The 14,518-nt window shown below is 73.3% G+C and carries 6 protein-coding genes; 1 reads left to right on the top strand and 5 read right to left on the bottom strand.

The features are described from left to right. Positions 1–142: 142 nt before the first annotated feature. The 5 genes from ACFU5G_RS03180 to ACFU5G_RS03160 all read right to left on the bottom strand — a co-directional run bounded on the left by ACFU5G_RS03180 (position 143) and on the right by ACFU5G_RS03160 (position 10,980). Positions 143–1,261: a WxL protein peptidoglycan domain-containing protein gene (locus ACFU5G_RS03180; protein WP_377240706.1), complete on the bottom strand. Its 1,119-nt coding sequence runs from the start codon at positions 1,259–1,261 to the stop codon at positions 143–145. A 90-nt stretch (positions 1,262–1,351) separates the two neighbouring features. Continuing rightward, positions 1,352–1,987 carry a hypothetical protein gene (locus ACFU5G_RS03175; RefSeq protein ID WP_377240704.1) on the bottom strand — a complete coding sequence of 212 codons (636 nt, stop codon included), beginning with the start codon at positions 1,985–1,987 and terminating at the stop codon, positions 1,352–1,354. A 52-nt stretch (positions 1,988–2,039) separates the two neighbouring features. After that, the gene (locus tag ACFU5G_RS03170) at positions 2,040–3,962 is read right to left on the bottom strand and encodes an Ig-like domain-containing protein (RefSeq protein WP_377240702.1); all 1,923 of its coding nucleotides are present in this window, start codon (positions 3,960–3,962) and stop codon (positions 2,040–2,042) included. Beyond that, positions 3,959–6,223: a glycoside hydrolase family 127 protein gene (locus tag ACFU5G_RS03165; protein WP_377240700.1), complete on the bottom strand. Its 2,265-nt coding sequence runs from the start codon at positions 6,221–6,223 to the stop codon at positions 3,959–3,961. Before ACFU5G_RS03165 ends, ACFU5G_RS03170 begins: the two co-directional genes overlap by 4 nt. Positions 6,224–6,237: 14 nt before the next feature. Then, positions 6,238–10,980 carry a discoidin domain-containing protein gene (locus ACFU5G_RS03160; protein WP_377240698.1) on the bottom strand — a complete coding sequence of 1,581 codons (4,743 nt, stop codon included), beginning with the start codon at positions 10,978–10,980 and terminating at the stop codon, positions 6,238–6,240. A 335-nt stretch (positions 10,981–11,315) separates the two neighbouring features. On the opposite strand from ACFU5G_RS03160, the gene ACFU5G_RS03155 reads away from it, so the two are divergent. Then, entirely contained in the window at positions 11,316–14,468 is a 3,153-nt protein-coding gene (locus tag ACFU5G_RS03155; protein ID WP_377240696.1) for a family 43 glycosylhydrolase, read from the top strand. Positions 14,469–14,518: the final 50 nt, after the last annotated feature.

Raw genomic sequence — 14,518 nt, 5'->3', positions numbered from 1 at the left:
GCCAGCACCAGCACCAGCTCGCCGCCCGCACCAGCACCGGCACCCAACGCCACCCACACCGCGGCCCGCGCCCCGCGCCCCGCGCCCCGCAAACCCTGAGAATCAACGGATCAGGCAACGAGATCCACCCCGGGCGAAGCCCTCAGCCCTGCCCGGCGAGCACCTCCGCGCGCCCCTCCGCCCGGGCCCGCTCGATGAGCCGGTCCAGCCGCGACCGGCGCGCCCTCAGCGCTCGGCGCACCGCCCAGCCGGCCAGCACCAGCACGAGCAGCACCAGGGCGTGCAGCAGCGGCAGCGCCCATGCCGTGTCCGTGAGCGTGACGTCGGCGGGCGCGGGCACGTCGCCGCCAGCCCCGTCACCGGCCCCGCCCGCCCCGTCGCCCCCACCAGCACCATCGGCACCACCAGCACCATCGGCACCACCGGCACCACCGCCAGCCACCACCGCCCCGACCACCGCCTCGACGCCGAACGGCCCGAGCGGCCAGACCCCGGGCACCTCGACGGTGACCTCGCGCCGCCCGCCGGGCAGCACCTCCAGCGCCTCCCCCTGCGGCGCGGACGCGTCCGGCCCGCCGAACCCGCTGTCGGCGCCGACCCGCGCGGTGGTGTCCAGCGCGACCGTCCCGTCGTTGACGACGGCGTACCGCACCACGAGCGACCCGGGCTCGAACAGGCCCGCGCCCTGGGTGAACGACACCCCGAGCAGCTCGGCGTCCAGGGCGGCGACCACGTCCCCCGGGACCCGCAGGTTCATGCGGACGCCGACCCGCGACTCCACCTGCATCTCCCCGCCCGAGCGCACCGACGCCGCGACGCCGGCCGGGTGGTCGCCGGGCAGGGCGTCGGCGGGCGCCGCCACCTCGACGGGCACGACCTCGGTCTCCCCCGGCCCCACCACGACCTCGTCGGGCACGGTGATCCACGCGCCGCCGTCGACGGGTTCGACGGCGGAGGGCCGCATGTCGAAGCTGCCGCGCTCGGTCAGGTAGCCGTCGTTGGCCGACAGCGCGAAGGTCACCTCGTCCGCGGAGTGGTTGGTCACCGCCACGTGCTCCGTCGCCCGCTCACCGGGGGCGAGCTCCAGGTCGACGACGCGGCGCCCGTCCGGCCCGGACGCCTCGGCGGGCACGACGGACCAGGTGACCCGGCCGTCGCCGTCGGCGGCGAGAGCGGGCGCGGCAAGGGCGGGCGCCGACCAGGCGGCCGGCGCGAGGACGGCGAGGGCGAGGAACGCCGCGACCTTCGTGGGGATGCGCATGCAGGGATCTTCCTGGGTCGGTTGGTTCGGGCGACGCGTCAGACGCACAGATCACCCGGGTGACCTGTGCGTCTGACACGTCGGGAGGGGTCAGCCCTCGAAGAGGGACAGGGTCAGGGTCGACGAGTAGTCGCCCGGGGCCACGTCCGCCGGGGTGCGCAGCGTGAGGTCCGCGGTCACGTCCCACGGCCCGGCCTCGGACCCGGCAGCCCACGTGGACAGGAGCAGCTCCTGCCCCTCGAGGCCGACGGCGGCGCCGCCCGACCCGTCGGGGAGCACGCTGGAGACCGGCTCGCCCGCGGCCACGTCGCCCGACGGCGACGGGGTCAGCAGGCGCGGCGCCCACCCGAGGTACTCGGGCCCGATCGGCTCGCGGCCGTCGGCCGTGAACTCGCTCGCCTGGCCGACGACGGCCCAGTACGAGCCCTCGGGGATCTCCTCGGCGTCCCGGGTGTCGGCCACCGTGACCGTGGGCAGGGTGCCGACGAACTGGCGCGCCTCGGCGTCGGAGCCATCCTCGGCCAGGACGACCCCGTCGTTCGGCGCCACGGACATCGTCAGGGCGCCCGGGGTGTTGTCCTCGATGCTGACGGACAGGTCGACGCCGGTCTCGTCGCCGTCGGCGGCCGTCGCCGTGCCGGCGGTGGCCGCGAGCGCCCCGACCGTCGCGACGGCCAGGCCCGCGGCGGCCGCCGCGATCCGCTGGGTGGTGCGGTGGTTCCTCATGTCGTCTCTTCTCTTTCGTGGTGGCACTGCGTGTGTCAGGAGCAGGGTGATGTCAGGAGCAGGACAGGGCCGGGACGGTGAGGTCGTGGCGCACGGTGACCTCCTCGCCGTCGACCGTGGCCGTGGCGGTCACCGAGGCGGCGCCCTCGGGCACCGACGCGGCGCGGGTGGCGAACGACTGGTAGGCGGCGCCGCCGGGCGCGACGTCGTCCACCGCGCGCGTCCCGTGCTCGGTGGTCAGCACGACGTCGACCGGTACGTCCGAGCCGTTGACGGCGCGGACGGCGACGTGCGCCTTGCCTGCCACGCAGCGGGCGGAGGCCTCCGCCGTCACGGGCAGGTCCGCCCCGGCGGCCGGGAGCGTGAGCGACCGGCGTTCCTCGGCGTTGCCCGCCGTGTCGGTCGCCGCGAACTCGATGACCTGCTCGGTCTCGGTCAGCGCCCGGGTGAACGGCCCGGTGTAGGTGCCCCAGAACGTGCCGGGTCCCTCCCACTGGATCCGGTCGACGCCGGACCCGTCGCCGTCGGTGGCCGCCAGGGTGATCTCGACGCTCGCCCCGAGGTTCTCGACGTCCGCCGTGGTCACGGGCGCCGCGGAGTCGATCCGCAGCTCGCGCTCCGCCTCGCCGGTGTTGCCCGCCGCGTCGGTGGCCGTCGCGCGCAGGGTGTGCGTGCCGTCGGCCAGCGTGAACGGCCCGGTGTACGGCTCCGGGTCGCCGCCGTCGAGCGCCACCTCGACCCGCGGGTCGGGGTCGCGGTTGTCGGTGGCCCGCACGGTGACCGTGACGGGCGCCAGGTACCAGCCCGACGGCGCCGCGGCCGGCGACGTGGTCACGGTGACCGACGGGGGCGCGGTGTCCTCGGCGTCGTCCGGCTCCAGGACGAACACGACGGCCTCGGCCGGCACGTCCGTGCCCTCGACCTCGCCCGCGACGAGGAACAGGCCGCCGGCCTCCGCGTAGTCGGCGGGGTCGACGTCGGCCCAGGTCACCGGGATGCGGCTGTCGCGCGACCCGTCCGCGTACTCGGCCGTGACGGCGGGCGGCAGCACGGGCGCGGTGCCCGCGAGGGTGACCACGGCGACGTTGTCGACCCCGACGACGTCGCCGGGCGCGCCGTCGCGCACGTACACGGTGCCGGTCACGGGCTCCACGAGGTCGGGCGAGGTGCCCGTGACCTCGAACGAGCCGGGCTCGGCGACGTCGTCCGCGGTGACCTCGGCCCAGGTCACCGGGACCCGGACCACGCGGCCGTCCTCGTAGACGGCGTCGAGCTGCCCCGGCAGCGACGGCAGCTCGCCCACCTGCGTGGGGATGTGCACCGGGGTGTGGTCGATCGGCCCGAACGGGTCCTCCGGCTCCGGGTCGACGACGCCGCCGGTGCCCCAGACCTCCCACTCGGAGACGCCGACGGCCGAGTAGGTGTTCTCGGCCCCGCCCGCAAGCGCCTGGAACGTGGCCCGCAGCCGGGTGGTCTCCACGGGCTCGAAGGTGGTCTCGTTGACGCCGAGCCGGTCGGTCGGGAAGCCGCTGGGGGCGGGCAGATCGGCGAACTCCCCGGCGTCGGCGTCCCAGTACTGGATCTTCCAGGACGTCGGGACGCGAACGTTGTCGCCGTTCGCGGTCTCGCCGTCGGACCAGAAGCGCAGGGCCGACCGGTCGACCCGGACCGGCGCCTCCCACGCGTACTCGAGCCACTGGCTCGCCGGGCGCGGGTCCTCGCCCCAGGTGGCCCAGGTGGCGTCGTGCGCGCCGCCGGTGCTGACGCCCGCGCCGTCGTTCACGGACGCGACGCGGTTCCAGGATGCGGTGTAGCTGGCCGTGGGTTCGGCCAGCGGGGCCAGGTTGGCGGGTTCGGCGTCCGCCGCCGCGGCGGGCGTGAGGCTTGCCAGCGCCAGGACGAGCGCCCCGACGACGGCGGCGGCGCGGCGCCCGGTACCCCGAAGCCCCGGGACCCTGCGTGTGGTCGTCGTCATGCCATGTCCGCCTTTCCCGCGGTGAGCAGGACGCGCTGGGCGTCCCGGCGGCTGAGCAGGCCGTCGGCGGTGAACCGCTCCGTGGTGCGCTGCACCTGGGCGAGGAACTCCGCCCGGGTGGCGAACCCGCCGTCGGCCCAGACGGCGTCCAGCAGGGTGGTGCCGTCGGGACGGGCAGCGTTGGCCACCCCGCTGTCGAGGCCCGCGAACACGACGCGGGGCTCCGCCCGCCGCACGTACATGTGGTAGTTCGTGTGGTCGCCGGACCAGGCGGGTTCGAGCACCCGGTGGCCGAGCCGGAAGTACCCGTCGCCGGTGGGCTCGAAGGCACTGTCGAGGGTGCCGTCCAGGCCCATGTGCCCGTAGAGGGAGATGTCGAGGTAGCTGGTCGACGGGTCCCGGACGAGCAGCACCGTCGGGCCCCACTCGATGCTCTGCACCGCCGGGTCGTCGATGGTCGGCACGGCCCGGATGCTGAACGGCATGTCGACGTCGACCACGTCGCCGGACGCCCAGGTGCGGTCGATGCTCACGTACTCGCCCGGGACGGCGTCCAGGTCCTGCGCGACACCGTTGACCTGGACCGTGAAGCCCTTGCGCACCCAGCCCGGCACCCGCAGACGCAGGTCGAGCTCGCCCGACCCCTCGATCGTGAGCCGCGAGGACCCGGCCTTCGGGTACTGCGTCTCCTGGACCACGCGCAGCCCGCGCTCGGGCCAGTCCAGGGTGGAGGCGAGGTAGAGGTTCACGTGCAGCGCGGCGCCGTCGGCCGAGCGCAGGTACACCGTGTCGGCGTACTTCACGTGGTTCTCCAGCCCGGTGCCGCCGCAGCAGGTGCCCGTGTTGCCGTACTCGCGGCGGGTGCCGGGGTTGACGCCGTACATGTAGGTGACGTCGGGGCTGGTGTCGGACTGCGTGTTCCGCTTGGAGCCGACGATGTGGTTGAGCAGGCCCCGCTCGTAGAACTCCATGTACTTGGGGTCGAGGGTGTGCAGGTACAGCAGCCGCGACAGCTTGAGCATGTTGTACGTGCCGCACGTCTCGGCGTTGCGCGCGCCGATGTCGCCCGCGACCGTGCCGGGCGGGCCGAACAGCTCGCCCTCCCCGTGTCCGCCGTGCGCGTAGGTGCGGCCGGGCACGACCATGCCCCAGAACCCGGTGACGGCGTCCAGGTACCGCTCCTCGCCGGTGTGCTCGTAGGCCTTGAGGTAGCCGGGGAACTGCGGGATGTGCTGGTTGGCGTGCTTGCCGTTGAGCGTGTCCCGGCCCTCGGCGCAGGCGTCGACCAGGGGGTCGAGGTCGAACTTCCGGGCCGTGGCGAGGTACTTGTCCTCGCCCGTGATCGACGCGAGGTCGCACAGCACCTCGTTCATGCCGCCGTACTCGCCGGCGATGTAGATGCCCCACATGCGGGTGAGCTGGTCGGCGGGCAGCGGGTCGAGGCGGCCGGAGACCCAGTCGGCCATCGGGGCCCAGATCTCCAGCGCCTGGTCGCTGTCGGCGAGCTGGTACGCGTCGCGCAGCCCCGCCATGATCTTGTGGCAGGTGTAGTACGGCGCCCAGATCTCGCCGTACGGCGCGTACCCCTCCAGGCGGCTGAACTGCCACTCCCCGTAGGCGGCCAGGAAGCCCGGGTGGCTGAACCGGTCCATGGCGGCGAGCGCCGCCTGCACCTCGCCCAGCCCGGCGACGACCTGGTCCACCTTGTCCTTGAACGTCTGCTCCCCGGTGGACGCCCACGCGAGCGCGAGCGCGGACAGGAAGTGGCCGCCGTAGTGGCCGCGCAGCAGGTTGGCGGTCTGCACGTTGGCCCGGCCGGGGTAGTCGTCCGGGCCCCAGGGCTGCTCGTTGGCGTGGCCGAAGCCCTCCCAGCCGCCCGGCGGGTTGGCGCCCCGGGTGTCGAGGCCCGCGTTGCGGCGGAAGACCGCCAGCACCCGGTCCACGGGATAGACCCGCAGCAGGTGCAGGAGCTGGTCCTGCGACCGCGTGGCGACGCTCGGCGCGAGGTTCACGTCGGCGAGCGGGAACGGCGTGGCCAGCCAGCGGTCGGACGCCGGTGACCGGTCCAGCAGGCGCAGGTACTTTCGCGGCAGGCGGGCGACCACCGCCGCGGCGGGGGCGGCCCCCAGCGGGGCGGCCGAGGCCGCCCCACCGGTGAGCCCGAGGGCGGCGACGCCCCCGGCGAGGCCGGCTGCTCCGAGGCGGAGCAGGGACCGGCGGGAGACTTCCGTGTGCTGCGTGCTCGGGATGTCGCGGTGCATGGTGCTCCCTTCCGTCAGCCGCACGTGAGTGCGGGGTACTCGACGCTGATCTGCGTGGTGCGGCCGGCGGCGTCGGACGCCGTGACCGTGACGGTGCCCGCCGTGACCGACGCCGCGCGCGTGGCGAGCGACTGGTAGGCCGCACCGCCCGGGGCGACGTCCGAGAACGACTTGTCGCCGAACGGGCTGGCGAACGCGATGTCGAGCGGCCCGTCCTCGTCGTTGGCCACCCGGACCGCGAGCGTGGCGCGGCCCGCCAGGCAGCGCGGCTCGGCCGTGGCGGTGACCACGGGCCCCTCGGCGGGGTCGCCGAGCACGGTGAGCGTGAGCGTGGTCTGCGTGGTGCCGGCCTCGCTCACGTAGTCGGGCAGGATCAGCCGCCCGGTGACCACGTGCACGCCCGGCGTCTCGACCACGGACTCGTCGAAGTCCCACTCGACGCCGATCGCCTGGTTGTCGCGCGAACCGTCGTTGTACGACACGGCCACGCGGGTGGGCAGGTGCGGCAGCTCGCCGACCTCCACGGTCTGCTCGAACTGCTCGGCGCCCTGGATGGCGATGCCGTCCTGCGCCGTCTCCGGCCGCACGTACACCTGGGCCTGGGCGATCAGCCCGTGCTCGCCGTTGGTGCCGTAGACCGTGAACGGCTCCACGTTGGTCTCGGCGACCATCGCCGGCGTGATCTCCTGCCAGGTGAAGGGCAGGGTGCCGCGTGTGCCGCCGGAGTAGACGACGTCGAGAGCGCCGGGCAGCTCGGGCACGACGCCGACCGTGGTGCGCATGACCACCGGGCTCGCGACCGAGTCCACGGTGTCGCCGTTGACCCGCCAGCGCAGCACGCCCGTGCCGGCGCCGCCGGACTGCACGCCCGAGATCCGGATGCGCAGCGCGCTCGCCTCGACCGGCTCGAACGCGAGCTTGTTGTAGGCGTTGCGGGCCAGGGCCCCGCCGTAGGTCGAGCCGTCCGTGAGCGTGACCGGCGTCCACGTGGTGCCGTCGGTCGTGTACTCGACCACGTACGTGTCGGCCCGCGGGGTGCGGGTGCCGCCGTTGTCGTCGTACCAGTAGATGTCCGTGGAGCTGAGCAGCACCGGCGCGCCCCACGAGTAGCGGATCCACGCGGCCTGCGCCGCGCTGGTGCCGTTCTGCGCCTGCCCCCACGTGCCCCAGCCGTTGCCCGCGCCGGGGTTCGAGCTGGCCGGCGTGCTCTCCGTGTTGACCCGGGCCGGGTTCTCCCACGACGCCGAACCGCTCGTCGTGATCGTGGCCAGCCGCCCGAACTCGGCGGTGGTCTCCCGCTCGGCCAGCGTCACCGTGACGTCCCGGGAGGTGCTCAGGGCCCCGTCAGTCGCGGTGAAGCGGAAGGTGTACTCGCCCTCGACGGTGCCGGTGACCCGGGTGGTCAGGGCCGCGTCGTCGGCGAAGATCACGCCCGCGCCCTCGGGCGCCGACACCGTCTCCCAGCCGTAGGACAGCTCGCCGTCCTCCGGCACGCCGTCGTCGGTGGCGGTGGCCACGAGCACGGTGGACAGGTTGCCGTTCGCGGCGTCGTCCGACGTCGCGGTGACCGAAGGCGGGTCGTTCTCCACCGGCGGCACGGGCCGCCCGGAGTCGAACACCTGGATCTCGGAGATCGCCGTCCAGCGGCCGGGGGCGTTGGTGAACGAGACCCGCACCTTGTTGGTGGTCGCCTCGGGGAACAGCGCCTCGTTCGCCTTGGGGCCCGGTACCTTGGGCGCCTTGGCCTGCTCCGGGACCGCCGCCCAGCCGCCGTCGCCGTCCGGCACCTGGATCGAGTAGCGGCGCGGCGGGGCGTAGCCGCCGACCTGTCGGTCGTCGACGAACCAGACCTTGACGTTGTCGACCGGCACGGCCTCGCCCAGGTCGAGCTCCACGTACCCGGTGTCGCCGTCGGTGCCGTAGTTGCCCCAGTAGGGCTCGTTGACCGTGACGCCGTCGGTGACCGCGTCCAGGGACACGGGCCGCTCGGTGGTCGCGATGGCTCCCGGCGTGTAGTTCATCGAGCTGGTCGAGAACCCGGGCGTGTGGAAGTTGCGCCACGCGGCCGGGCGGGCGCCGTCCTGCGTCGCGGACGAGCTCAGGGTCGCGCCCTGGGCCAGGTTGTCGGCGTCCTGCGTGAGGTCGATGCCCGCGGTCTTCAGGTAGGAGACCACGCGCTCGTCCTCGATCGGCGTATCGACGGCGGCGGGCAGGTCGGCGCCCTCGTCGGCCACGACCGTGACGTCCAGGCCGTCGTCGGACCCGGTGACCTCGTTGGCGGCCGGGTCGTAGACGAAGCCGCCGATCTTGTCCGCCGACACCTTGCGGTCGCCGTCGACGAACAGCGAGTAGCCGGCGCCGAGCCCGTAGTGCGTGCCGTCCGGGTCCCAGACGATCGTCAGGTCGTGCCCGTGGTACCGCAGGTTGTTCACCATGAAGTGCTCGTAGCCGAGGTCGATCGGGTCGAGCTCGATCAGCTCGTCGGACCGGGGCTGGATGCCGCCCATGTCCTCGACGAAGATGTAGCTCATGTTGCCGAGCATCACGTGGTTCGGGTTGTTGCGGTTGAAGGTCTGGTTGGCCGCGTTCCAGCCCGAGTAGTACTCGGCCTGGTTGGCCACCCGCGCGTCACCGTTCGGGTAGATGCTCCACGCCATCCAGTCGAGCAGCTTGGCCGCGTACTCCGGCGTGATGTACCGCTGCTCCGGGTCGTAGTCGCGCAGCGCGGCGCGCACCCCGCGGTACTGGACCGTGAAGTTGATGTTCGAGAAGTTGTTGGACCCGCCGATCGAGAACTTCGACCGGTCGTACTGGTTGGCCGTGTAGAACGGGAAGACCGGGAAGTTGTCGCCGTAGCGCAGGAACCGGAACCCGTCGACGTACTGCTCCCAGTCGTCCGCGGGGATCAGGTTCTCCGCGTAGATGTCATAGAGGTTGGACTCCTTGGCCGGGATCAGGTCCCGCTCGTTCGTCGGCAGCGGGTTCGCGCTTCCGCCCGACGACGCCGCCGACGTCGCCCCGTGCGACGTGCCGGCGAGGAACATCTGCGTCTCCTCGCTCCAGAGCCGGTCGAGCACTGCCGCCTGGATGCGGTCGGCCTCGGCCGCCGTGCTGGTGACGCGCTCGGGATCCGCCCCGGCGATCTCGTAGAGCTGGCTCGCGGCGTCGAACGCGCCCCAGACGTACGCCGACTCGGGCCGTTCGATCGTGCGCGCACCCGGCGCGCCGCCGTTGGAGCGCGGGTAGCCGAAGCTGATCGCGTCGGCGTCGTTGCCGGGCATGTAGTTGGTGTCGTAGGCGATCAGGCCGTCGTCGTTGCCGTCGTAGTGCTCGAGCTGGCCCACGCCGTCCTGCTCGAAGTAGTAGGCGAACCGCTCGGCGACGTCGGCCCCGCCGCCGTGCACGTTGTACGCCTCCAGGCCGGCCGTGCCGAGGTACTGGGAGTAGTGGTTGTTCCAGCTCGTGTGGCCCGGGCTGTCCAGGAACGCCGACGACCCGGACAGCTCACCGACGTTCAGCACCTGCCCGTAGGCCAGGTACGGGTTCCGGATCCACTTGGTGTCCTGCAGGTGCATCGGCTGCGTGAGCACCACCGAGTTCTGGTAGAGGTTCACGCCCTCGATGGTGGTCGGGTACTGGTACACGTAGCCGGGCTCGTTCGCGTCCAGGCTGTTGTACCGCTCGCCCCACCAGCGGTACACGATCGCCTTCTCGATCGCGGGGTCCGGCACGTCGATGTACGGGATGTCCTGCGCCCAGCGCTCGTTGAACGCGGTCACGCCGGTGCGGAACGCGTCGTCCGGGGTCAGTGCCGCGTACTCGCGCAGCTGGTCCTCGCCGTCGGGCAGGCTCGCCGAGTACAGGGAGCCGACGACGGACAGGTCCACCGTGCCGCCGGCCGGGACCGTGACCTCGCGGTCCAGGTTGGTGCCGCTGCGCGTGAAGCCGTCAGCCTTGAGGCCCACGGTCACGGACGACCACGGGGTGTCGACCAGCCCGTTGTTGGCGCCGCTGGTCAGGGTGCGGGTGCCGGTCAGCTCGTCGTCGGCGTCCGCGGCGCCCCGGGCGACCGGGGAGGCGGCCCGCACCGTGAAGGTGACGTCGGCGGCGCCCGGGTTGGTGAAGGTGAGCGCGGACAGCGCGGTGTTGTCGTAGGTGATCAGCTTGCGCAGGTCCGCCGTCACGCCCGTGGAGCCGATCGTGTACCGGGCCTTCGCGTGGCTGGGCGCGTTGAAGCGGGCGGCGCCCACCTCGGCGACGGTCTGCCCCGGCACCGTGATCGTGTAGAGGGCGCCCAGGTCGTTGGGGCCGCCCGCGAAGGCGTTGCCACCGAAGCCCATGGAGCTCCAGCTCGCCGCGCCCGCACCGCGCAGGTACAGGGTGCGGCCGCGGGTCTGCAGCACGTTGTTGCCGGAGGCCCCGGTCACGCCGAGGACCCGGTCGAGGTAGAAGTCGGTGCCGCCGGCCGCGACGTCGGCGTCGAAGATCGAGCGGTACATGCTGTCCGCGGTGTACGGGACACCGGGTTCCAGCGCGTCCTCGACTGCGTCCAGGTTGCGGTAGACCGGGTCGCCGATGTCGAGGGAGTCCGTCAGGCCGTCGGTGTAGACGCCGACGTCGTCCTCGTTGCCCGGCAGCACCGCCGTGCGTACCGCGGGCGCCGCGTGGGCCGTGGGCAGCACCGCCGCGCCCCCGCAGACGACCATCGCGGCCGCGGCGAACGCCGCCACCGCACCTCTTCGTGTTCGTGCCGACATCACATGTCCTCTCCGTCGACTGCCAGGCACTCGGACGGACGAGGTGTGCCGCACGGGCGGAGGCCGCGCATCGCTGCGCACCCCACCCTGGCTCGCGACGCTGTCCGCCAGGTGGTGGTTCCCGCCGGCCCGCTCACCATCGAGGGGCCCGGCGCGGACCAGTGAAGCACCACCCCACGGATTCCGGCAATGGTTTTCGGTGTTTTCGGTATGAGATCACCCATTGCAGCCTCATCCATACCGAAAAACACCGAAACCCATTGTTGGCCGCACGGCCGTGTGGCAGGGTCGGCGCGTCAGTGCGCCACGACGAAGTGCCACGACTGGAGGACGACATGAGACAGGTCCGAGCAGGACGGCCGGCCACGGCCGGCACGCTGGGGGCGGTGCTCGCCGCCGCACTCTCCGTACCGGCCGCGCCCCTGGCGGCGCAGGCGGCCGACTCGTACGAGTTCACGAGCACGCAGAACCCGATCCTGGCCGACGGGAGCTACTACTCGGCCGACCCCGCCCCGCTGGTGGTCCCCGCGGGGGCGCCGGGCAACAACACCGGGGCCGACCAGCTCTACGTCTACACCGGCCACGACGAGGCCGGCGAGACGCGCAACGACTTCATCATGAACGAGTGGGGCGCCTTCGTGACGGCCGACCCCGAGGCGGGCGAGTGGACGCACCACCCGTCGCTGATGCGCCCGGAGGACGTGTTCGACTGGGCGACGCCCGGCCGCGCTTACGCGGGCGAGGTCCAGGAGGGCCTCGACGGCCGCTACTACTGGTACGTCCCCGTGCACGAGGCGGCGAGCCCGGCGAGCGACAAGTTCGGCATCGGCGTCGCCGTGTCCGACTCCCCCACCGGGCCCTGGACCGATCACGCGGGCGGGCCGATCGTCTCGCAGCGGCTGCCGACGTCGAACACCATCCACAACATCGACCCGACCGTGCTGGTGGACGGCACCGGCGCCGACGCCCGCGTGCACATGTACTGGGGCAGCTTCGGCAACCTGCGCCGGGTCGAGCTGGCGCAGGACATGAAGACCACCGTGGGCGCCGTCCGGACCGTGACGGGCCTGACCGGGTTCTTCGAGGCGCCCTGGCTCTTCGAGCGCAACGGCACCTACTACTTGGCCTACGCCGGCAACAACGCGGGCCCGACCAGCGCCTGCACACCGGCGAACTATCACGCGTGCATCGCGTACGCGACGGCGCCGTCGGCGGAGGGGCCCTGGACCTACCGGGGCACGGTGCTCCCGCCCGTCTCGTCCACGACGAGCCACCCCGGCATCGTCGAGCTGGACGGCCAGTGGTGGATCGCTTATCACACGGCCGACGCCGCGGGCGGCAACCACTTCCGCCGGTCGGTCGCGCTCGACAAGGTCGAGTGGGACGACACGCAGGACCCGCCCCGGATGCGGCCGGTCACGATCACGCCGGAGCGGCAGCCGGACCGCACACCGCGGGCGAACATCGCCCAGGAGGCGCGGGTCACGGTCTCCAACGACCCCGTGCCGACGCAGTACTGGGTCAAGGCGCTGAACGACGAGATCGTGCGGCCCAACCCGCTGCCCCCGGACATGTGGGGCACCTGGACCGGGAACAACCCGCCGCAGCAGTGGGTGCAGTACACCTGGGACCAGCCGGTGCGCGTGGCCGGGTCGCAGATCGAGTTCTGGAACGACCAGCCCCGGGGTTCGGGGGTGGGCGTGGCCGCCCCGGACTCGTGGCGCATCCAGTACTGGGACGCCGACGACGGCGCGTGGGCGGACGTGCCCGGCGCCTCCGGGTATCCCACGGGCACCGCGGGCTTCCAGTCCACGTCGTTCGACCCGGTGACGACCACGCAGCTGCGGGCCGTGTTCGACGCGTCGACCAACGGGTCCACGTACTCGGGCGTGGCCGTCGAGGAGTGGAAGGTGCTGGCCGAGCAGGCCGAGTCGGTGGAGCCGGGGCGGCTGACCGTGGAGGTGGGCGAGACCGAGCTGCCCGGGACGGTGCGGGCCTCGTACCCGGGCGGGGTGTCCTTGTCGGTGCCGGCCTTCTGGGACACGCTGACCGCCGACGACGTCGCCTCGCCGGGCTCGCTGGAGGTCGAGGGGTCGGTGCTCGGGTACGCCGCGGGGCGCGTGACGGCGACCGTGACCGTCGTCGACCCGTCGGACACGTCGGGTGACTCGACGGCGCCGGAGGTGGTCCTCACCCCGAGCGGCAGCGCCGGCACGGGCGGCTGGTTCCGCTCGGCGGTACGCGTCCGGGTCGCGGGATCCGACGACGGCGGCGGGCGGGTCACGCTCGCGACCTCGATCGACGACGGCGAGCCGGTCGTGGCCGAAGCCGTCCGGTACACCGACGTCGAGGTGACGGGCGACGGCGAGCACACCCTCACCGCGACGGCCACGGACCGGGCCGGCAACGTCTCGGCGGAGGCCGCGCTGGACGTCCGGATCGACGCGACGGCCCCGCGGAGCACGGCGACGGTGGACGAGCGGGCGCGGTCGGTCGCGGTGACCGCCGCCGACGCGACGTCCGGCGTCGCGCGCATCGAGGTGGCGGTGGACGGCGGCGGGTTCGAGCCGTACTCCGGCGCCGTGTCCGCGCCGGACGGCGACCGGCACGACGTGCGGTACCGCGCCGTCGACCGGGCGGGCAACGCCGAGACCGCCAGGACGATCACGATCCCCGCGGACCTCAGCGGGCCGCTGACCGGTAACGTCGCGCCGCTGGCCACGCCGACGGCGTCGTACACGGCGGGCTGGAACTCGGTGCTCGCGCTGAACGACGGGCTCGACCCCGCGAGCCCCGCGCAGGCGCAGCTCTGGGGCACGTGGTCGGGCGACCACCCGGCGACGCAGTGGGCGCAGTACACGTGGCCCCGGCCCATCCGGCTGACGGCGGCGGAGATCAAGTTCTGGAACGACCAGCCGCAGGGCACCGGCGCGGGCGTGGCCCGGCCGGACTCCTGGGAGCTGTCGTACTGGGACGAGGCCGCCCAGGACTGGGCCCCGGTGCCTGATCCCTCCGCGGCCGGAACGAGCACCACGGAGTTCAACCGCATGACGTTCACGCCGGTCACGACGTCGCGCCTGCGCGCGACGGTCCGCGCGAACGGGAACGGGACGCAGTACGCCGCCGTGGCCGCGACCGAGTGGCGGGTCATCGCGGAAGACCCGGGGACCGGGCCGGCGGGGCCCGCGGTGACCGTTACCGCTGCTGCGCGCTGCGTGGGTGGGGGCGCCGCCCTGGCGGTGCGGGCCGTGAACGACCACGACGGGCCGGTGGACATCACGCTCACTACGCCGTACGGGACGCGTTCATTCAGCGGTGTGGCGTCGGGCGCGGCCGCGTACCAGTCGTTCGCGGTGCGGGCGACGTCGGCCGAGGCAGGGGCGGTGGTGGTGCGGGCGACGGTGGCGGGCGGTGACGGCGGTGGTACCGGCACGGCGCGGACGAACGAGGTCACGGTGGAGTACGAGCCGGTGAGCTGCCGCCCGTGACCCGCTGACGGCAGAGGCGCACCTTCGTGCTCGGGCGCTCGGCTCGACCG

Source organism: Promicromonospora sp. NPDC057488, assembly GCF_042802395.1.
Classification (GTDB): Bacteria; Actinomycetota; Actinomycetes; order Actinomycetales; family Cellulomonadaceae; genus Promicromonospora.
This window is presented reverse-complemented; position numbering and strand designations above follow the sequence as displayed.